The following is a 20,285-nucleotide window of genomic DNA, read 5'->3' on the forward strand; positions in this document are numbered from 1 at the left end:
CCTCCCCACGTATCATGAATCTCTCTCATTATAACGGACAGGCATGAACATGGAAGAGAGGGAATGAAAAAACTGGAAAAAAATCTCGCGTCGGCGAAGCGTCTATTCCTCTGGCAACGGAATGATTAGCTCCATCCGGCGGCTGCCGTCCTTCGCGCTCACTTCAAACAGGATCAGCATGAGCGTGCTGTTCGGTTCGGCTTTTTTCACCTTCACGGTTTGCGTGAAGTCGCCCCATTCCGGAGCTCCGGCAGAGGTTTGGAAAAAGCCTTGCGTCAGCTCGTTGTGCCCGTCTTCCACGACGTAGTTGACGACGGCTTCGAACACTTGCGCCTGCCCTTTTACTTCAAATGTATCCTCCCCTGTTTTTTTCACGGTGACATTGCGAAAAATATCATTGGCATAGACGGTTTCTTTCGTTTCCGGCTGCTCGGCAGGCGGCTGTTCTGCCGGAGTCTGCGGCTGGGCAGGGGCTGGCGTTTCCGGCTGCGTGACAGGCGGATTTTCCTGCGCAGGCGGAGCGCTCGTGCAGCCTTGCAACAGACCGACTGTCAACAAGACGAAAAGAAGCTTTTTCATAGTATCCCTCGATTCTGTCGAGATTGTGGGTGGAGCTGTTCACTTGGTAAGACGTAAAAAAGCCGTACGGTGTTACAAACTACTGGTCATACCACTTCGAATCTGTGCTAAAATGGGGAGGTAGCAGTAACCACTATTCCTAGAAAGCTGGTCTGATAAGAATGGTACAACAAACATTTCGCACGGAAAAAGACTTTCTCGGTGAAAAGGAAATTCCCGTAGATGCCTACTATGGCGTGCAAACGATGCGGGCGACAGAAAACTTCCCGATTACCGGGTATCGTCTTCATTCTTCCCTGATTATCGCAATGGCAATGGTCAAAAAAGCGGCGGCCCTTGCGAACATGGAGGTTTCCCGTCTGAATCCGCGACTCGGCAATGCGATTGTGGCAGCCGCGCAGGAGATCATTGACGGAAAATGGCACGATCAATTCATCGTGGACCCCATTCAGGGCGGTGCGGGAACATCCATTAACATGAATGCGAACGAAGTGATCGCCAACCGCGGTCTGGAGCTTATCGGAGAGAAAAAAGGAGATTACTTCCATCTCAGTCCAAATACACACGTCAACATGTCGCAGTCGACCAACGACGCTTTCCCGACGGCGATCCACATCGCGACGCTCGATTTGCTGGAAAAGCTGCTCGTGACCATGGAGACAATGCATGACGCTTTTGGCCAAAAAGCAAAAGAGTTCGATGACGTCATCAAGATGGGGCGCACGCATTTGCAGGATGCCGTTCCGATCCGTCTCGGCCAGGAGTTCGAAGCGTATCGTCGCGTGCTGGAGCGCGATATCAAGCGGATCAAGCAATCCCGCCAGCACCTGTACGAAGTGAACATGGGGGCGACTGCTGTCGGGACAGGCCTGAACGCCGACCCGCGCTACATTACCACCGTGGTCAAGCATCTGGCGGAAATCAGCGGCTTCCCGCTCGTCGGGGCGGAGCATCTCGTAGACGCTACGCAAAACACGGACGCGTACACAGAAGTATCCGCAGCGCTGAAAGTATGCATGATGAACATGTCCAAAATCGCCAACGACCTGCGTCTGATGGCATCCGGACCGCGTGCGGGACTGGGCGAGATTTCGCTGCCAGCGCGCCAGCCAGGCTCTTCGATCATGCCGGGCAAAGTCAATCCGGTCATGGCAGAGGTCATTAACCAGGTGGCATTCCAGGTAATCGGAAACGACCACACCATTTGCCTCGCTTCCGAAGCAGGTCAACTGGAGCTGAACGTAATGGAGCCGGTGCTGGTCTTCAACCTGCTGCAGTCGATCAGCATCATGGACAACGCATTCCGCGCCTTTACGCGCTATTGCCTGGAAGGAATCGAGGCAAACCGCGAGCGGATGAAAGAATACGTAGAAAAAAGCGTAGGCGTCATCACAGCCGTCAACCCGCATCTCGGCTATGAAACGGCTGCCCGCATTGCGCGCGAAGCGATTTTGACCGGAAAATCGGTGCGCGAGCTGTGCTTGCAGTACAACGTCCTGACGGAAGAAGAGCTGGACCTGATTCTCGATCCGTTCGAGATGACTCATCCGGGTATTGCTGGCGCTTCCCTGTTGGATCGCGAATAATCGTAAAACGGAATGTGTGCAAAAACTCCCGCCCTTGTCTGAAACTGACGAGGCAGCGGGAGTTTTTTTGTACAGATAAGAATGGATAAGATTGTTGTCCAGTATAAAGGCAACTAAAGCTGCGCCAATCGCTTGGCACAGCCAAGTTTTCTAGTCGACACACAATTGTTTCGCGGGAGAGCTTGCGACCCGCCCTTTGTCAAAGCTTACGGAGTGCCAGCCTGCTTTTGCGGCAACTGGTCCAGGCTTTTAAATTCGTAGCCGCGCTTGCGGGCCTCGTCGATGATGGACCCGAGCGCATCTGCGTTGTCCTTGGAAACAGAGTGCAAGAGAATCACGGCTCCCGGATGCAACTGGCTCATGACGCTGTCAAATGCGTACTTCGCCCCGCGCTGCACTTTTGTATCCCAGTCCTTGTAGGCGATCGACCAAAATACGTTCGTATAGCCCAGCTCCTTGCTGACGGCGAGTGTGCGGTCGCTGAAAATGCCTCTGGGCGGACGCAGGTAACGCATGTTCGCCTGTCCGGTCACTTTGGCGACTGCCTCGCTGACCCGTGTCAGCTCCTCCTTGATTTTTTCGTTGGACACGGTCGTCATGTCCGGATGGCTCCAGGAGTGGTTGCCGATGAGATGGCCTTCTTGCGTCATCCGCTTCAACAGTTCAGGCTGTTCCTTGACGTAATGGCCCGTCACAAAAAAAATCGCGGGCACTTTTTTCGCTTGCAGCGTGTCCAGGATCGCCGGGGTAAAGCCGTTTTCATACCCGTTGTCAAATGTCAAATACAGCTCTTTTTTCGACGTGTCTCCCAAAAAAACAGCGCCGTGCCGATCTACAATGCTTTTGAAGCCTTCTTCGTTGATCGAAGGAAGCTGTCCATTCTTGCTTTTTTTGAAGCCGAAATGGTATGGATGGTCCTGATGGGCGACAGCCGCATGCAGCGGCAGGGTGAACGCCAAAAGCAGAATGGCGCCAACGTGAAGCAGCTTTTTGTAGCGTGGTTTCATCATTCTGGCACTCCTTTCCTATCCCAAGTCATGACGGTAGCACGGACGTTTCCATCCAAAGTTTGTCCAGTCCCCTTGCAAATATGTAACGAGCAGGGCGGGAAACGGGGACGGCAAGTTGGGTAAAACTTGCGCGGCGGAAAGGGACAGTGAACCATGCCAGGCAAAAGACGTTTGTCATATAGTATCAATGTCGACGGAAAAGCCGCTGACGACAGGCATGTCATCATCCGTTACCAGGAGGTGTAGTCATGGATTGGTTGAGGTATTTGCGTGACGCTGTTGGTGAGGACGAATATATTGAAGAGATCGAAGTCAAGGTAGAGTACGAGGACGGCACCAAGAAAAAGTGGATCTTCTCCAAAAATCAGGACCCGGTCCTGGAAGACGACGACGATGAAGAGGACGAAGACTGATTTCTTGCTAAATACGAAAAAAAGATACGCTCGCCAAGGAGGCCACTGAAGAACTTAGGTTTTGCCGGTGATCTGAGATTTTTGTAAAAAAATAAGCGACACCTGTTCCGTTTTTCCTGGCAGGTGTCGCTTTTTTGTTACTGCATTTCCCTTTTTTTAGTCCGCCAATTTCAGTATACGCTTGAGATTAACCGCGAATATCGCCATAGCGCCTTGCAGCTCCATACCTAACAAGTTCGAGGATGTAGCTACATCATACCCGTGCCTATGCTTGAGTTCGCTATTCTTGGCTTCAATTCACGTTCATGCCCGCTGCCTTGCTTTTCTCAATGAGTGCCTGGAGTTGCTTGCCGTCGCTTTTTTCTCCTGTCGTAACCACGGCCGCCGTTATGATCCGTTCCTCGGTCAAGGCGAGATGTGTCTTGTATCCAAAGAACGAGGAATCCGCACTTTTGTGGCCAACTCGCGCGTCCTGATCTTCTGAAATTCGCAATTGCTCCACGTCATCTTCGACGGTTTCTTGGAGCAGATTCAACGGCTCCGTAATTTTAGGCAACTGGGCGATGCCAAGCCGTGTCTGTGTGACAGTGGCCTCTCGCCAAGGCGTATCTTTTTGCTTTCCAAATCTGCTATCATGAAACATATTTTACGAAGATGAGGCAGGTAGGGGCAATGAGCTTTTCAATCAGCCAGCAAATGATAAAAGAATGGTGTGGCCGACTCTCCTTTGAACGGGGAAAAGCGTTTTACCGCTCGCAAAAAGTGAGCATCGACCACTTCCAGCCCGAGCCTGCCCGCGTCCGGGCCACCGTGCGGGCGGGCAGCCACGACTATCGGGTGATGCTCGAACTGGATGAGGCAGGGCTCGTGGCGGCGTGTAGCTGTCCGACGCTGCATTCGTATGAACAATACTGCCAGCATATCGCGGCGGCTCTTTTGGCAATGCGCGATCTGTCAGCGGACGATTTGGCGCCACAGGCGAGCCGGGGGACGCGTTTACCGGGTGCGGACGGCTCCGCCGCAAGCGAAGCGCAACTGACGCAGGGCATTTTCGATCTGTTCGGCAAGCCGCGTCCGCACAGTATAGGCACGCGAAAAGCGCTGTTCGACCAGCGAGCGTTGCTGGAGCTGGAAATCATTTGCAAAGTGATACCGTATGGCTTTCGCAAATCGGTAATCGGGCTTGAACTGAAGCTGGGGCCGAAGCGGCTGTACGTCGTAAAAAACATTCGCGAGTTTTTGAAGCGGCTGGAGAGCAGGCAGCCGACCGTCTTTTCCGCGCATTTTACTTACGACCCGGAAAGCCACCGCTTTTTGCCCGAGCAGGAGGCGATTCTCCAGGAGCTGATCCGCGTGTTCCAGCATGAAAAGCTGTATCGGGAGACGGCTGGCTACGGCTATCAGGAGCCAAAGCCGGTGGGGACGGAGCGCACGTTGATTTTGCCGCCGTTTGCCTGGGACAAGCTGTTCGATTTGCTCGGGCAGGCTCCCGGTGTGCGCGTCCAGCAGGGCGAGCGCACGTATGAGCAGTTTCAGGCGCAGACGGGAAAGGTGCCGCTGCAGTTCGCCTTCGATGCGGGGGAGCGCGAAAACGAGTATCGGCTGACAGTGGACGGGCTTGCCGAGCTGACCGTGCTGGAGGCGTACGGGTTTGTCCTGCACGGCGGCGTCTGGATGCGGCAGTCCGCTGACGCGTGCAAAAGTCTCGCGCAGCTCAAGCAGATGCTGGAGGCGCATCAGCGCGAGGACATCGCGGTTCCGCAGGAGAAAATGGAGTCGTTCATGACCAGGGTCGTCCCTGGGCTGATGAAGCTGGGCAGCGTGCAGATCGCGCAGGCGGTCGCCGATCGGATCGTCCAGACGCAACTGCAGGCTCGGCTCTATTTGGACCGGGTACGGGAGCGGCTGTTGGCCGGGCTGGAGTTTCAGTATGGCGACATCGTCATCAATCCGCTGGCAAAAGAGACGAATGGGCAACAGCGCCGCAACGATCAGATTTTACTGCGCGACGGCGAGCGGGAGCAGCGCATTTTGGAGCTGATGGACAACAGCGCGTTCACCCGGACCGAAGAGGGGTATTACCTTGAAGACGAGGAAGCCGAGTTCGAGTTTTTGCACCAGACCGTCTCCGAGCTGGAAAAATGGTGCAAGGTGTATGCGACGACGGCGGTCAAGCTGCGGCTGCACTCCTTGCACGCGCCGCCCAAAGTGAAAGCCGATGTGAACGAGCGGACGAACTGGCTGGAGGTTCGCTTCGATATCGAAGGCTTTCCGCCCTCCGAAATCAAACAACTGCTGCAGGCGCTGGAGGAAAAGCGCAAATATTACCGCTTGCCGACAGGAGCGCTGCTGCCGCTTGATACAAAAGAATTTGAACAGATCAACCGGTTCCTGGATGAGCTGGGGATTCGCCAGGCGGAATGGATCGGGAACGGCTTTGCGCTCCCGGCCTTTCGCGGCTTGCGCTTGCTCGATTCGTCCCAGCCGGGCAAGACGGTGCAGTTGGGCAAGGCGTTGCGGAGCTTTTTGGAAAATATGCGCAACCCGGACAATCTCGACTTCCACGTTCCGGACACGATGCAGCCTGTGCTCCGCGATTACCAGAAGTTCGGCTTCCAGTGGCTGATGACGCTCGCCCACTACGGCTTCGGCGGCATTTTGGCGGACGATATGGGCCTTGGCAAAACGGTGCAAAGCATCGCGTACATCCTCGCCAAGCTGCCGGACATTCGCCGCGAAAAGCAGCCGGTGCTGATCGTCTCGCCTGCGTCGCTTTTGTACAACTGGCGCAACGAGCTGCACAAGTTTGCTCCTGAGCTGAGCGTGCGCGTCGTGGACGGCAGCAAGGAAGAACGGAACCAGGCGCGAAAGGAAGCGGGAGATGCCGATGTGTGGATTACGTCTTATCCGCTGCTGCGCAGAGATTACACGGAGTACGCCCAGCGCACGTTCCATACGCTGATTCTGGACGAGGCGCAGGCGTTCAAAAACTATGCGACACAGACGGCGCAGGTCGTGAAGCGCATTTTTGCCAAGCACCGCTTTGCCTTGACGGGGACGCCGATCGAAAACAGGCTGGAGGAACTGTGGTCGATCTTCAACGTTGTGTTTCCACAACTGTTTCCCGGGCGCAAGGAATTTCAGGATTTGCCCCGAGACGCCATCGCCAGGCGTGCGCGGCCGTTCCTTTTGCGCAGGCTGAAAACCGAGGTGCTGCGTGAGCTGCCGGAAAAAATCGAATCGCTGCAAGCCACCGAGCTTTTGCCGGAGCAAAAAAAGCTGTACATCGCGTACTTGGCGCAGTTGCAGCAGGAGGCCGCCAAACATTTGCACGAGCGCACCTTTGACAAAAACCGGATCAAAATATTGGCCGGCTTGACCCGGCTTCGCCAGCTTTGCTGCCATCCTGGCCTGTTCGTGGAAGGCTACGAAGGCAGCTCGGCCAAATTCGAGCAACTGCTGGAAGTGCTGGAGGAATGCCGGAGCGCGGGGCGGAGGGTGCTTTTGTTCTCGCAATTTACGGAAATGCTTTCGATCATCGGACGAGAGCTTGGGGCTTACGGCGTCCCGTTTTTTTACCTGGACGGCAACACGCCAGCCGCCCGGCGCATCGAGTTGTGCAACCGATTTAACGACGGAGAGGGCGACTTGTTTCTCCTGTCTTTAAAAGCCGGGGGAACAGGCTTGAACCTGACCGGAGCCGACACCGTCATTTTGTACGATCTGTGGTGGAATCCGGCTGTAGAGGAGCAGGCGGCGGACAGGGCGCACCGCATCGGGCAAAAAAACGTCGTCCAGGTCATTCGGCTGGTCGCGCAGGGGACGGTAGAGGAAAAAATGTACGAGCTTCAGCAAAAGAAAAAGCATTTGATTGAGGAAGTCATAGCGCCAGGCGAGGAAGCGATCTCCTCCATGAGCGAAGAAGACATCCGGGAAATATTGATGATCGGCTAAAGCGGCCCGACTTGCGTCCTTTGTGCGCAGGTCCGGCCGCTTTTTCGCGCGTGGAATTGGCAAGTTCCCAAGGGTATTTGTCCGTTTCGTCAACCTGCGCGCATGAATATTTTAGGAAGAAGGTGAGCGCTTTAACAAGGAACGTGGGGGGGGAAGGAAATGGAACAATACGTCATCAAGCCATGGGACACCCGGGACGACGGCCAACCTGCGCCTGTCGACTGGGATATGCAAGTACCTCCGGAAGTCGATGCGATCGCGGAGCTCGTCATGAAAGAATACGAGATGTCCGTCAGCAGCAAGACGCTGATTACCTCGAAGCCGGACAAAGGCGGCGCGATCTGGCGGATCGAGACAGACAAAGGGCCGCGCAGTCTGAAAGTGCTGCACCGCACACCGGAGCGGAGTCTTTACAGTGTTGGCTTGCAGGAATACGTCGTCAGACAGGGGGCCAGAGTTCCCGCGCTCATTCCGGCCAGAGACGGAAAGCTCTTCGTGGAAAAGGGCGGAAAGCTGTGGATTGTCACGGACTGGATTGCCCTTACGCAAGCGACCAAAGTAGACTTGGCAGGAGCGCAGGAGCTGTGCTTCGGCCTGGGAGAATTTCATCGACATTCGAAAGGATACGTGCCGCCACAAGGGGCGAAAAATTCTTCCCGCCTGTACCGTTGGCCCAACTACTATCAAAAGATTGCCAAAAAAATCGGCTGGATGCGTGAGATGGCAAAAGCCTATGGGGAGACGACCGCAAGCAACTCGATTCTATCTGTCGTAGACAAGTATGAGCGACAAGCATTGGATGCGCTGGAGCGTCTGAAGGCATCTGCCTATCCAAGAATGGTGCAGATGGGTGAACCGCACTGGGGAGTAGTTCATCAGGACTATGGCTGGTCCAATGGACAGAATGGACCAGGCGGGCTTTGGGTCATCGACCTGGACGGTGTGGCTTACGATTTGCCGTTCCGCGACCTGCGCAAGCTGATTACAAGCACAATGGACGACATGGGTGTCTGGGATTTGACGTGGATGAGAGGAATGATCGAGGCGTATCACCGGGCTAACCCGCTCGATCGGGAGTCATTTGAGGTGCTTTTGATCGACCTGGCGGCGCCAAATGAATTTTACAAGCATCTGAAGGAAATGTTTTACGATCCTGTCACGTTCTTGAACACGGAAGCAGAGGCCATCCTGCAGCGAATCCTCTCCACCGACCAGACAAAAGACCAGGCATTGGCGGAGCTGGCGAAAGACATCAGCCAGTACCAGCCCGGCGATTACACCCAGGCTGCCGTCCCGGCCACGACCGTGCGCCAAGCGCCTGCGAGTGCATCAGATCAGGCAAACTGGCAGCTCGCTTCGCCAAATCCGGCGGCAAAAGGTGAGAGCAAGCCAGTCGATGTGGAACCCGGAAAGCTTATTCGTCTCCCCGAAAAAGAAAGTAAGCCTGTTCGAACTGCTGTGGCCGCGAAAAAGCCGCCAGATGTCGTGCTCTTCCCTAATCCCGAGCTGCCTTTCGCAGAGACAACGACGCCAGCGAGCAGGCAGAGCGAGCGCCTGAAGCCGATAGTAGCTACTGTGAAAAAAGCCGGGAGCAAGCCAGTGAAGAAAAAGGCAGCGTCAACCGGCTCGGTAAAAACAGCAAGCAAAACGGGCAAGAAAACCGTTCTGAACAAAAGTTCGGTCGCCAAAAAAGCAAGCGCCAAGCTGCCCGCAGGAAAAGCGCTCAAAAAGACTGGCAAGTCGAACGAAAAAGCAAAAACAGGAACCCAACTTGCAAAACGGTCCAGTTCTCCCCGAGGCACTCAGCATGCAGCCGTCAAGCATCCTTACAAAAAGGCAGCAGCTCCAAGCCGCAAATTGACCAGTAATCAGGCAAAGAAGCCGCGCGCGGTGAAAGCAAAAAAAACAGGCAGAAGCATGCGATGAGTAGTGTCAGGAAAGGAGAATTCGGATGAAGGTAGTCATGATCTGTACGGAAAAGCTGCCCGTTCCCCCGGTGCGGGGCGGTGCCATCCAGACGTATATAGCCGGGATCGCGGATACGCTCGGGAAGCATCACGACCTTACCATTTTAGGGACGTCGGACCCAACGCTCGCCATGGACGAACGTGTGCGAAATGTTCGCTATGCGCGTGTGAATGGACACGGTGTCTTCGAAATCTACGCCCAGGAAGTTCTCGCGTTTTTGCGAGCGAATGCATACGATGTGATTCACGTGTTCAACCGACCGCGGCTGGTTCCCTTGATTCGCGAAGTATGCCCGAACGCACGGATCGTACTGAGCATGCACAACGACATGTTCGATGCGGCGAAAATTCCCCCGGCGGAAGCGGCGAGCGCCATCGCCAACACGTCGACGATCATCACGATCAGCGATTATGTAGGACGCGTCCTTGCGTCGCTCTACCCGGAAACGCAAGGGAAACTGCGCACGATCTATTCCGGTGTCGATCTACAGACGTTCGTCCCGTGGGAGAGCTCGCAGGCTGCACGAAAAATTCGCCAGGAGCTGCGGGCTGCCCACAACATCGGGAACAGGCAGGTCATTTTGTTCGTCGGCAGACTGACCCCGAAAAAAGGGGCGGACATCCTCGTGCGGGCGATGAACGAGCTTTCGGCCTACAAATCCGACATCGCGCTTGTGCTGGTCGGAGGCTCCTGGTACGGCGTCGATAAAATCAGCGACTATGTCGCCTATGTGCGCGCGCTGGCGGATCGTTCGCCGATTCCTGTCATCACGACAGGCTATGTGGCAGCAGAGAACATCCACCACTGGTTTTGGGCAGGCGATATCTTTGTCTGTCCTTCGCAATGGGAGGAGCCGCTCGCCCGCGTCCACTACGAAGCGATGGCTGCAGGGCTGCCGTTTGTGACGACAAAACGCGGGGGCAATGCGGAAGTGATTATCGGCGGAAACGGCCTGCTCGTCGAAGAGCCGGAAAACCCGCAGTCTTTTGCCACTCAACTGAAGCAGCTTCTGTCCAGCCGCGACCTGCAGCGCAGAATGGGGAACAGCGGCCGACAGTTGGCGGAACAGCGGTTTACGTGGGAGCGCGTGGCCCGGGAAGTGCTGGACGTATGGAGGAACTTGTAGCGTGAGCTGACAGGACGCAAATACCCACTTTTTTCGAGAGAGAGGGGAGAAGTGGGTGCTTGGTCCGTTTTTCTTGCAGGGGAGAAAGGGACAAGCCTGCGGCAGGCAGGCGCACAAGCTCGCCACAAGCTTGTCCAAAAGCTGTGCAAGCAAAGACGGAAAAAAGCGGCTCCCCCACTCCCGGCTTTTTAAGCGGAAGCGCCAATGTCTTTTGGCGCATGGTGAAAACCAAGCAGGAGTGGGAGGACGAAGCGAGGCGAAGAAATCAAAGTACTTTGGCTGAACCTTCGATTACTTTCAGGGTGACGGGCGCGGTCTCTTCCGCTTCGTCTGTGGGGGCGGCTGCTTCCGGCGGAGGGGCGTCGGGAATGATGGCGGCAATGCGGTTGAGCGGGATGAGAATACAACTGCCGTAGCTTCCGCCAAGCTTCAGCTCGATGATGCCGTCGTCGACTCTTGTGAGCTGCCCCACCCGGTAAGGGCGGCTGCCTGGTCCCCAATCGGATGTGAGAATGACTTCGACTGTCCTGTTTTGCCTCATGCATTTGTACAGCTCTTTTCGCAGCCCTTCCACGCTTTCCTGCTCGGGCGTGTCTTCTGCTTCTACGTCCACGTTGACAATCGGGGCGGGGATGACGAGCGGTTTCGGTGCTTCAAACTGGACGATCGGCGCCTCGACCTGGACGGTGGGCGTGGCGCTCGTGACAGACACGTGGGGAGCGGGCGTGGTGACTTTTACATTCGGGGCGCGCACATGGAGGCGGACGACCCGGTTCAGCCTGTCGAGCAAGCGCCTGGTCGCCTGGCCAGACGAGCGGCGTCTGCTGCGGGAGACTGACTTCGCCCGTGTCTTCTTTTTCGCAGATCCCAAGACAATGCACCTCCTACTGTCATGCTTTATCATATTCAGCGCGGAACGGAGAGAAATAGACAAATACCCTTGCCAAAAAAAATCAGGCAGGAAATGATTAGGGAATTTAGCGGAAATTTTTAAAAACAAATGGAAAATCGTGTATACTATTCAGGTAATCTCAAAAAGAGAGATGGAGGTTTCACCATGAATCAAATGCCAATGACCCCAATGGGAGTGGGGAAGCTATTGGACAAAAGCTTTAACGTATATCGCCAGCATTTTGGGGCGTACTTTTTTCTGGCTCTTATTTGGTTTGGCCCGTTTTTGCTTTTACAACAGCTACTCCTGGTCGACCTTAGCAGTGTGCCGCTACTCATGCAAGATACCGAAGGACTGGAATTTTGGGAATCGATGGGGGAAAAGTTTGGAGGGCAGGAAGAGATGGTCACCCAAAACGTCGGCCTGCTCTTGCTGTATGTGTTTTTGGTCGCGCCTCTGACGATGGTCGTGGCCTATCCGCAGTTGATTGCGGGCGCCACCTTGCTGACGAAATCTGTATGGGAGCAGCAAACGGTTGATTTGAAGGCCGCGCTGAAAGGCGCATTGGGACGCTTTTGGCCGCTTGTCGGAAGCACCCTCGTCTACGGACTGCTCATGCTCGCGGTGACGTTCGGGTTTGCCCTCGTGTTTTTGTTCATCGGCTTTTTGCTCGTGATGGCTACCGGCAATTCGATTGACACGTTTTTTGACTCGGGAAGCGAGTTCAATCCGTTCCTCTTCATCATTGTCTTTTTGTTTGGCTACATTTTGTTTTTGATCGGCATGCTTCTAGTGCCGGGCTACTTCCTGCTCAGATGGAGCTTTTACTTGCCGCTTGTCCTGTTTGAAAAGGGCGGCGTCGGCATCGGGAAAAGCTGGCATTTGACAAAAGGAAATTTTTGGAGGCTATTTGCGATTTTCATTGTTTTGAGCCTTCTGTATTCGATCTTTTCCGGCGGCATCCAGGTGGCCATCATGGGAATTTTGGGGACGTCGATCATTTCGCAGATCATCATGGTCGTGTTGAGTTGCCTGCTGATGCCGTGGATCGCGATTGTTTATGCGCTCGCTTACTTCGACTTGCGCGTCCGAAAAGATGGAACAGACCTGCAGGAACTGATGAACAGGCAGTTGGAGCAGGCAGCAGACCGTCCTTCTACACAGGAGCCGGGAGCAGCGCATGAATAGCACAAATCCTTGGGCAGCCGACAAGGAGCATTTGCAGGAAATTTTGCAGCGCGACGAATTTCAAGCCCTGCACACGGAAGGGGAGAGCTGGCTTGCGCGAGTGAGCGATTTTTTGCTCGAATGGCTTGCCAGGCTGTTTTCGTGGTCGGACATTCCTTCGGGTGCGGCGACGACGGCATCGACGGTCGTGCTGGTCGTCGCGGCGCTTTTGCTGGTGATGGTCATTTTCTGGCTGTTCCGCCGAATGGTATGGGAGCAAAAGCGGAAGGCGTCCCTGTTTGTCCACGGTGAAAAAATCCGCTCTCATGCCGATTACTTGCGGGAGGCACAGGAGTGTGCCGATCGCGGAGAATGGCGTGAGGGCGAACGTTCCTTGTTTTTGGCGTTGCTCGTCTACATGCAAAAACAGTCGTGGATTCGCATTGAACAGTGGAAGACGAACTGGGAGTACGCAGACGAAATCGAGGCCAACCACCCGGAGGCGAAGGCGCTGTTTCGCCGCTATGCCCGGGCGTTCGAGCAAGCTTGGTACGGGCAGGTAGCTGTGGACAAAGCAGACTATCTGGAGCGCATCCGCGAGCTTGCGCAGATTTTGGACGGGGAGGGACAGCATGAATAGCCTGAGAACGTATCGCGTGGGCATCAGCGTGGCGATCGTGCTGCTCGTCGTCGTCGGATGGTTTATCGTCAAGCCTGTAGCCACGAAACTGCCTCCTTATCTGGCATCGTCGGCACAGCCGGACGGAATCAAGGCGGTGCTGCTTCTGCTGGAGGAAAAAGGCAGCCAGGTTAAGGAGTGGCGGCAGCCGATGCATTTGCTGCCGAAGCCAGCGGGCCAGGCGCTGCTTGTCGTCGAGCCGGACAACCTGAGCGCGAACGAGCAGGATGACTTGCTCGCATGGGCCAGCGGCGGAAACGACCTGTTTGTTTTCTCCGAGCGGCCGATCTTGTGGGCCGGCTTGCCGCTTGAAGCGAAGTATATGGAAGAGAAGGGCAACCAGGAACGAAATGTGCAGGGGCAGTTGCTCGCTGAAGGGCTGCTGGGCCAGGCAAAAACACAGGCCAGATGGAAAGAGGCGGAGGGGCTGGAGCCGCTTTTTTACGACGACCAAGGAATCCTTGCGGGAAAAGTCCAGGTAGGAGCCGGAAGCATCTCGTACTTTTTGGTCCCGGATTGGTTGACGAATCGAAAAATTGGCGAGCTGTCTCACTTCGAGGCGGTGTGGCCGCATTTGCAAAAAAACTGGTCCGCGATCTGGGTGGACGAATACCATCACGGGCTGCAGGAGAAGCCAGGGCTTTTGGCGATCTATCCCGGCTGGCTGGTGGCAGCGCTCGTCCAGTTGGCCGTCGTGCTGCTTTTGTTCGTCTGGTGGAAAGGGAAGCGGTTTGGCCCTGTCTACACATTGCGCGAGTGGACGGTTCGCCGGGGGGACGAGACGCTTTTAGCCGTGTCGAGCTGGTATGAGCGCCGGGGACTTGCGCGTGACGCGCTGGCGCATAGGGAAGCGTATATGCGCCAACTGATGCACGATCGCTGGGGCGTTCACCAAAAAGCGGACCGCGCCGAGATTTTGCGCTGTGCCCGGCTACGCTGGAGCGAGCAGGCAGTCACCAGGCTTGCCGAGCTGCTGGATCGGCTGGAGCAAGCACGCAGCGGAACCGGATATTCGGCGAAGCGGCTTTTGGCAGACAGTCTTTTGCTGGATGAGATCATTACGCAACTGATGAAGGAGTGACATAACAATCGTGGAGCAATTGTTGCAACAGATGGAAAAAGAACTGGTCGGACAGCGGCAAAACATTCGGCTGCTCGTGGCCGCCTTGCTCGCTGGCGGTCACGTACTGCTGGAGGGAGTGCCAGGGATCGGAAAGACCAAAATGGTCCGCACCTTGTCGGGGCTGATCGGGGGAGAGAGCAGGCGCATCCAGTTTACGCCTGACATGATGCCTTCGGATATTATCGGCCATGTCGTTTTCAACATGCAGGACAACCGCTTTGAGACGATCAAAGGCCCTGTATTCGCGAATTTGCTGCTGGCGGACGAGATCAACCGCACGCCGCCGAAAACGCAGGCGGCGCTTTTGGAAGCGATGGAGGAAGGCCAGGTGACGATTCACGGAGTCACGTACCCGTTGCCCGAGCCATTTTTCGTCGTCGCCACGCAAAACCCGGTCGAGTACGAAGGAACTTACGTGCTGCCGGAGGCGCAACTCGACCGCTTTTTGTTCAAGCTGACGATGCAGTATCCGTCGCATGAGAGCGAAAAGCAGATTCTGGTCCAGCACGTCCGGCACACAGGCGGGCAGGAGGCGAAGCAAGCGCCGATCTGCAGCCTGGACGACATTTTGGAGCAGCGGCGCAAATTGCAGGACGTCGTCGTGGACGATTCGATTTTTGAGTACATTACGACCTTGATTCGCAAGACGCGGGAAACGAAACGACTTCTGCTCGGGGCAAGTTCCCGTGCCGGGATTGCGGTTCTCTTGGCCAGCAAGGCTTGGGCGCTTTTGGACGGCCGCGAGTACGTGACGCCGGATGATGTGAAAATGGTGGCCCGGCCTGCGCTGCGGCACCGTCTCATCCTGTCACCCCAGGTAGAATTGGAGGGGGGCACCAGTGACCACATCATCGAAGAGACGTTGGCCGCTATTCCGGTTCCTCGCTGATTTTTTGGCAGATCGCTTCGTTTTGCCGACGAAGCGGCTGCTCGTACTGCTGCTGCTCGGCACCCCGATTGCCGTCATCGGCTTTTTCATGGGCACCGGGTACGGGGCTTTCTGGCTGTACAACGGCCTCGTCTGTGTGGCGAGCGTGCTCGACTGGCTGACGCTGCCCAAGCGCAAAGACCTGGAGCTGCGCCGCGTGCTTCCCGAGCAGAGCGACATCGGCCAGTCGTTTTTGGTCGAGGTAGAAATGACGAACAGAAGCGGCCAGACGGTTTCCTACGTGCTCATGGACGATTTGCCGCACTCTTTTGCGGAAGCAGGGCCGATCTCGGGCAGGATGGAAAGCGGCGAGTCGCGCATCGCCTATCAGACGCGCGGATGCGAGCGGGGGAACTATTCATTTGCCTGGCTGTATTTGCGCTGGAGCGGAAAAATCGGCTTGTGGTACCGCCAGAGCCGCTTTTCCTTTCCGCAGACGATCAAAATTTACCCCGATTTGTCGCAAGTTCGCGGCTATTTGAACTCGTTGCAGGAGAGCCTGATTGTCGACGGCAAAAAAATATTGCGCCGGGCCAAGGCTGGCTCTGAGTTCCACGCGATCCGCGAGTACGTCCCGGACGACGATCCGCGCACGATCAACTGGTCGGCGTCGGCACGCTCCCGGCGGCTGATGACGAACCAGTATCGGCCCGAGCACGGCAAAGTCATTACGATTCTCGTCGATTGCGGCAGGCTGATGGGCGTCGAGCAGAACAACCAGAGCAGGCTCGATCAGTCGCTGGAGTCGGCGCTCACTCTGGCTGCGGTCGCTTTGCGCCAGGGAGATCAGGTGGCGTTTCTGGCCTATTCCCACGAGATCAAGACGTACATACCGCCAGGGCGCGGGATGGGACATTTGCACACGATTTTGGAAGCCACCTACGATTTGTCCCATGACTTCGTCGAGGCCGATCCGGCCAAGGCACTGGAATTTATGCATCGCCAGCAAAAGCGGCGCAGCCTGATGGTGCTGTTCTCGGACATGGAAAATTACTTGGTGGAAGACTTGCTCGCCAGCTATTTGTGGAAAATGCGCCGCTCGCACCTGTTTTTGCTGCTCTCGCAGGCGGACCCGCTGCTGCACGAATGGACGCGGGTTCCGGTCGAAAACAGCCGCCTGGCCTACATCAAATCGGTGGCGCAGCGCTTCCAGCTCGACCGCAGGGCGTTTCAACAAAAAATGACCGGCGCGGGCATCCAGGTGCTCGATGTGCCGGCCGATCAGTTGACGCTGACAGTGATAAATGCTTATTTGGAAATAAAGGCGAGAGAGGCATTGTGAGCCTGGCGCCTTCGCCCGATAACATACCAAAGGCACAAAAGCAGCAACGTGGCCGCCGCCACGAGGTACTTCGTTTCCAGGGAGAGCGTCGAAGGCGTGATGTAGCCTTCGATGGCTCCCGCCACGAACAACAGCGGCAGGGTCGCAAGCAGCAACTGGGCCGATTCTTTCGCCGCCTCCAAAAACTGATACTTGCGGGCGTAGCGCCCGGGCACGAGCAGACGGTAGCCCATGTGCAAGCCGGCCCCTCCGGCAATGAAGATCGCCGTCAGCTCGATGACGCCGTGCGGGAGGATGTACGCCCAAAAAGCGTAGCTGCTGTCTGCCTGATAGTAGACAGCGGCCAATGCCCCGACCAGCAGCCCGTTGAACAGCAGGATGTAGATCGGCACGAGGCCGAATGTAATCCCGCTGACAAAAGCGAGAATGGCTACTTTCATGTTATTGGTCATAATCATCGTAGAGATGACAGGGCTGTTGATGGCATCGTGCCCTTCCCCCAGTCGCGAAGGATCAATCTGTTCGGCCATGCCTTGGGGCAGCACGTAGTACAGGTTGAGCGGGTCGGCGAGCACGGCCGCAAAGCCGGATATGCCGCCAATGATGAAGAGCAGGGCGGCCATGCCGATAAATCCGATCCGCTTTTGCATCAGCCCGATCAGATGGACGCCGAAAAAGTGCCGCAGTTGCTGCCAGCTTCCCGACTGCTGCTTGTACGTCAGGTTGTGGGCGCGGGATACGAGCTGGTTGAGGTAGAGCGTGATTTCATCCATCGGGTGATACGAGCGGACGAGCGCCAGATGGGCGGAAGCTTTTTTATACAAATGGGTCAGACGGTCAATGTCTGCGGCTGTAATCTGCCGCTCTTGCCGGGTGAACCGTTCGACCAGTTGTTCCAGTTCGGCCCAAGAGGCTTTATGCTTGTGCCAAAATGAAGTGATATCCATGGATAAGGCCTCCTTATCTACTAGAATTGCGAGAGGGAGAAGCGAACCGACATGAATGAAAATCCATCCGTGAATCAGGCAGGTCGCGAAGCGTCCGTTGTCACCCCTGAGCATGTGATGCTGCGGTTCCAGACAGCGGGATTGGGCAGTCGGGCCGCTGCCCAGTTGATCGACAGCGTCATTTTGCTCCTGGTTAATCTTACTGTATTTATTGTAATCGGTATAGTTTTATTTGGGAAAGAAGATATTTTTTTCCTGGATAGTGACGGCTATGCCATCGCCGTTGTCATCCTCCTGCTCTTCGTGCTCAACTTCGGCTACTTTTTGCTGCTGGAAGCGCTCTGGTCGGGGCAGACCGTCGGGAAAAAGTGGATGGGGATTCGCGTCATCCGCGACAACGGCCAGCCGGCGACGTTTTTGTCCTCCACGATCCGCAATCTGTTCCGCATCGTGGACACTCTCCCGTCCGGCTACTTTTTGGGAGCGCTCGTCTCTTTTTTTCATCCTCGCGACAAGCGCATCGGCGACCTCGTCGCAGGAACGATCGTCGTAGTCGAAGGCGGGGGCCGCACCGCTCTGTTCCAGAACAGAAAGGCGAAAAAACAGGGAGCGGCACTGGCAGAGCCGCTTGCTTTGAGCGAGCAGCAAAAGCAGGCGTTCACCCGCGAGGACTGGCAGTTGCTTTCGACTTTTATCGCGCGGCAGTCCTCGCTGGCGGAAGCCAAAAAGCTTGAGTTGGCGGGAGAAATCGCCCGCCTGTTGCAAAAAAAGCTGGAATACAGCGAGGAACAGGCGCGGCAGGAAGAGCCGATTCTGTTTTTGCAGCGGCTGCACCGCACGCTGCAAAGCGAGTGGAGCCTGGGGAAATAGCCTTGGAAGATACCGTCAAGGGCACGAAGCGGCGGTATCTTCTTTTTTTCGAGCAAAATTTCCACTATTTTCGCAAAAGCCTTGCCGAAAAATAAACTATGATATAATAAAACCTCACTCTATGTCACAGAAAGGAGGAGGGAGCCGATGAACGACAAATACATGGGAGCGTCATCGACTTCGTCTACTACTCTGCCACTCCCGGCAAACGGGAAGCAGGCGAACAGACGCAAACGAGGCAGCCTGTTTCAGGCATTGTTTCCCTCCCAAACAGAAGGCAAGCGGCCTCTATTGCCAATCGTACTGGCTGTACTGGTTTGGGCGGGACTTGCTTATGCCGGGTACGCCTATGCTGCCCATACGCTGGACAAGCAGCAGCAACTTGTGAACCTGCGCATCGATCAGATACAGGAAGACAATCAGAAGCAGATGAAAGCGTTGGGCGAACAACTGGCTTTGGTGCAGGAAGAGATGAAAGACGTGCAGGCGGGTCTTGGCAATCTGGAAGAAGACCTGCAATTGACGGGTGAGACGATTGGCGGGACGAACAAGACAAAAGAAGCTCTCCAGGATCGGATCGACCAGTTGAACAAGCAACTGGTCGATTTGAAGGCATCGCTGAAAAAACTGGAGGATGCAGCCCGTGCTTGGTAAAGTCAATCGCTTTTTCCTGTTCCTGCTGGCGCCAGCGCTCGGCTTTTTGCTTGCCCTCACCCTGACCAATCCCGCGGACAAGCTGCAGGCGGAAGGCTTGAAGCTCGCTTCCGAACAGTCGAAACAACTGGCGGACGAGCTGGGACAGCAGTTGGACGACACGAAGAAAACGCTGCGCGATGTAGAAGCGGTCGTAGCGGACATCCGCGACCGCGCCAAGAAGGAGCAAAAAGAGTACGAAGAGCAAAACAAGCACATCAACAACCTGCTGGTGACGAGCCGATCGCAGACGCAAAAGTCGGCAGATGTGCTGGATGCGATCTTGTCCAACATGCTCGGCGACCCGATCGGGCAGTCCTTCGGCAACAAATCAATAGTGAAAGTGTACTCGCTGCAGGAAGCGGGCTATCGCGGGTACATGGCGAAGGTCCGGCTGAAAGACCCAAGCGCACTGAAGATGGTGCTTGCCAACAACTCGGTCAAAAGCAAAGGCGAGACGACGAGCCATGCCGGGAAGCGCACCGGAGCTGTCCTGGCGATCAACGCAGGCGGCTTCATGAGCGACAGCAAGGGCAATCTGACGCCGCTTGGCATTACTGTTGTCGACGGCAAGATTCGCACGTTTTCCAACAATTCGAATCTGAGCTTCGTCGGATTCAACAACAAAGGCCACCTGGTGGGAACCCAAATTACTACCCAGGCGCAAATTACCCAGCAAGGCATTTTGCAAGGGGCCAGCTTTTTGCCAAGACTGCTGCAGGACGGGAAACGGCTGCCGATTCCTCGCGACTGGGCCAACACTCGCCAGCCGCGCACGCTCATCGGGCACTTTGACAACGGCGACTTGCTGCTCATCGTCATCGACGGCAGAAGAGAAGGCTGGAGCAAAGGCGTTACTTTGGAAGAAGCGCAACGCAAGCTGCAGGAATTCCACGTCGTCGACGCGTACAATCTCGATGGCGGCGGCTCCAGCGCGTTTTACTACAACGGCAAGCTTTTGAACAAGCCTTCGGACGGCAAAGAAAGACCAGTCGTGAGCAATCTGGTCATCTTGCCGTAAGCGGTAAGCGAATGCTTTTGAATAGAGACACTCTTCCAGCGGGGAAC

The 20,285-nt window shown here is 55.7% G+C and carries 17 protein-coding genes and 1 pseudogene; 13 read left to right on the forward strand and 5 right to left on the reverse strand.

Annotated features, from left to right (window positions below):
• Positions 1-102 precede the first annotated feature (102 nt).
• On the reverse strand, positions 103-579 hold the full coding sequence (locus BA6348_RS12675; protein ID WP_122952776.1) for a Gmad2 immunoglobulin-like domain-containing protein: 477 nt from the start codon (positions 577-579) through the stop codon (positions 103-105).
• 161 nt (positions 580-740) lie between these two features.
• Between BA6348_RS12675 and aspA the strand changes: the two genes are divergently transcribed.
• Complete coding sequence (gene aspA, locus BA6348_RS12680) at positions 741-2,165, forward strand: aspartate ammonia-lyase (RefSeq protein ID WP_007779092.1); 1,425 nt, start codon at positions 741-743, stop codon at positions 2,163-2,165.
• A 206-nt stretch (positions 2,166-2,371) separates the two neighbouring features.
• Here the strand turns inward: aspA and pdaA are convergent, their stop codons facing one another.
• Positions 2,372-3,172: a delta-lactam-biosynthetic de-N-acetylase gene (gene pdaA / locus BA6348_RS12685; protein ID WP_005831081.1), complete on the reverse strand. Its 801-nt coding sequence runs from the start codon at positions 3,170-3,172 to the stop codon at positions 2,372-2,374.
• 251 nt (positions 3,173-3,423) lie between these two features.
• Here pdaA and BA6348_RS26705 point away from each other — a divergent pair, with 251 nt between their 5' ends.
• On the forward strand, positions 3,424-3,588 hold the full coding sequence (locus BA6348_RS26705) for a hypothetical protein (protein WP_007779087.1): 165 nt from the start codon (positions 3,424-3,426) through the stop codon (positions 3,586-3,588).
• 156 nt (positions 3,589-3,744) lie between these two features.
• Here the strand turns inward: BA6348_RS26705 and BA6348_RS12690 are convergent.
• A pseudogene (locus BA6348_RS12690) lies at positions 3,745-4,153 on the reverse strand (transposase); the annotation flags it as partial.
• 107 nt (positions 4,154-4,260) lie between these two features.
• Between BA6348_RS12690 and BA6348_RS12695 the strand changes: the two are divergent.
• The 3 genes from BA6348_RS12695 to BA6348_RS12705 all read left to right on the forward strand — a co-directional run bounded on the left by BA6348_RS12695 (position 4,261) and on the right by BA6348_RS12705 (position 10,636).
• Positions 4,261-7,542, forward strand: coding sequence for a DEAD/DEAH box helicase (locus BA6348_RS12695; protein WP_122952775.1), 3,282 nt, complete (start codon positions 4,261-4,263; stop codon positions 7,540-7,542).
• A 159-nt stretch (positions 7,543-7,701) separates the two neighbouring features.
• A complete protein-coding gene (locus BA6348_RS12700; protein WP_122952774.1) occupies positions 7,702-9,468 on the forward strand; it encodes a CotS family spore coat protein in 1,767 nt (588 codons plus the stop codon).
• Between the two features lie 25 nt (positions 9,469-9,493).
• A complete protein-coding gene (locus BA6348_RS12705; protein ID WP_005831085.1) occupies positions 9,494-10,636 on the forward strand; it encodes a glycosyltransferase family 4 protein in 1,143 nt (380 codons plus the stop codon).
• 265 nt (positions 10,637-10,901) lie between these two features.
• On the opposite strand, the gene BA6348_RS12710 is transcribed toward BA6348_RS12705, so the two are convergent.
• A complete protein-coding gene (locus BA6348_RS12710) occupies positions 10,902-11,507 on the reverse strand; it encodes a hypothetical protein (protein ID WP_122952772.1) in 606 nt (201 codons plus the stop codon).
• Between the two features lie 186 nt (positions 11,508-11,693).
• Here BA6348_RS12710 and BA6348_RS12715 point away from each other — a divergent pair, with 186 nt between their 5' ends.
• The 5 genes from BA6348_RS12715 to BA6348_RS12735 are packed head-to-tail and all read left to right on the forward strand — an operon-like array spanning position 11,694 to position 16,707.
• Entirely contained in the window at positions 11,694-12,716 is a 1,023-nt protein-coding gene (locus tag BA6348_RS12715; RefSeq protein ID WP_007779075.1) for a hypothetical protein, read from the forward strand.
• Positions 12,709-13,335: a DUF4129 domain-containing protein gene (locus tag BA6348_RS12720; RefSeq protein ID WP_005831089.1), complete on the forward strand. Its 627-nt coding sequence runs from the start codon at positions 12,709-12,711 to the stop codon at positions 13,333-13,335. The genes BA6348_RS12715 and BA6348_RS12720 overlap by 8 nt, the downstream gene beginning before the upstream one ends.
• A complete protein-coding gene (locus tag BA6348_RS12725) occupies positions 13,328-14,455 on the forward strand; it encodes a DUF4350 domain-containing protein (RefSeq protein WP_005831090.1) in 1,128 nt (375 codons plus the stop codon). Before BA6348_RS12720 ends, BA6348_RS12725 begins: the two co-directional genes overlap by 8 nt.
• A 10-nt stretch (positions 14,456-14,465) precedes the next feature.
• Positions 14,466-15,386, forward strand: coding sequence for an AAA family ATPase (locus tag BA6348_RS12730; RefSeq protein ID WP_007777648.1), 921 nt, complete (start codon positions 14,466-14,468; stop codon positions 15,384-15,386).
• On the forward strand, positions 15,337-16,707 hold the full coding sequence (locus BA6348_RS12735; RefSeq protein ID WP_005831091.1) for a DUF58 domain-containing protein: 1,371 nt from the start codon (positions 15,337-15,339) through the stop codon (positions 16,705-16,707). The genes BA6348_RS12730 and BA6348_RS12735 overlap by 50 nt, the downstream gene beginning before the upstream one ends.
• On the opposite strand, the gene BA6348_RS12740 is transcribed toward BA6348_RS12735, so the two are convergent.
• Complete coding sequence (locus BA6348_RS12740) at positions 16,674-17,654, reverse strand: stage II sporulation protein M (RefSeq protein ID WP_005831092.1); 981 nt, start codon at positions 17,652-17,654, stop codon at positions 16,674-16,676. The genes BA6348_RS12735 and BA6348_RS12740 overlap by 34 nt on opposite strands.
• 51 nt (positions 17,655-17,705) lie before the next feature.
• On the opposite strand from BA6348_RS12740, the gene BA6348_RS12745 reads away from it, so the two are divergent.
• From BA6348_RS12745 to BA6348_RS12755, 3 genes are all read left to right on the forward strand, one after another.
• Positions 17,706-18,524 carry an RDD family protein gene (locus BA6348_RS12745; protein WP_005831093.1) on the forward strand — a complete coding sequence of 273 codons (819 nt, stop codon included), beginning with the start codon at positions 17,706-17,708 and terminating at the stop codon, positions 18,522-18,524.
• 147 nt (positions 18,525-18,671) lie between these two features.
• Entirely contained in the window at positions 18,672-19,178 is a 507-nt protein-coding gene (locus tag BA6348_RS12750; RefSeq protein WP_005831094.1) for a hypothetical protein, read from the forward strand.
• A complete protein-coding gene (locus BA6348_RS12755; RefSeq protein ID WP_174435219.1) occupies positions 19,159-20,238 on the forward strand; it encodes a phosphodiester glycosidase family protein in 1,080 nt (359 codons plus the stop codon). Before BA6348_RS12750 ends, BA6348_RS12755 begins: the two co-directional genes overlap by 20 nt.
• Positions 20,239-20,285 lie beyond the last annotated feature (47 nt).

The sequence above is a fragment of the Brevibacillus agri genome (genome assembly GCF_004117055.1).
Taxonomy (GTDB): domain Bacteria; phylum Bacillota; class Bacilli; order Brevibacillales; family Brevibacillaceae; genus Brevibacillus; species Brevibacillus agri.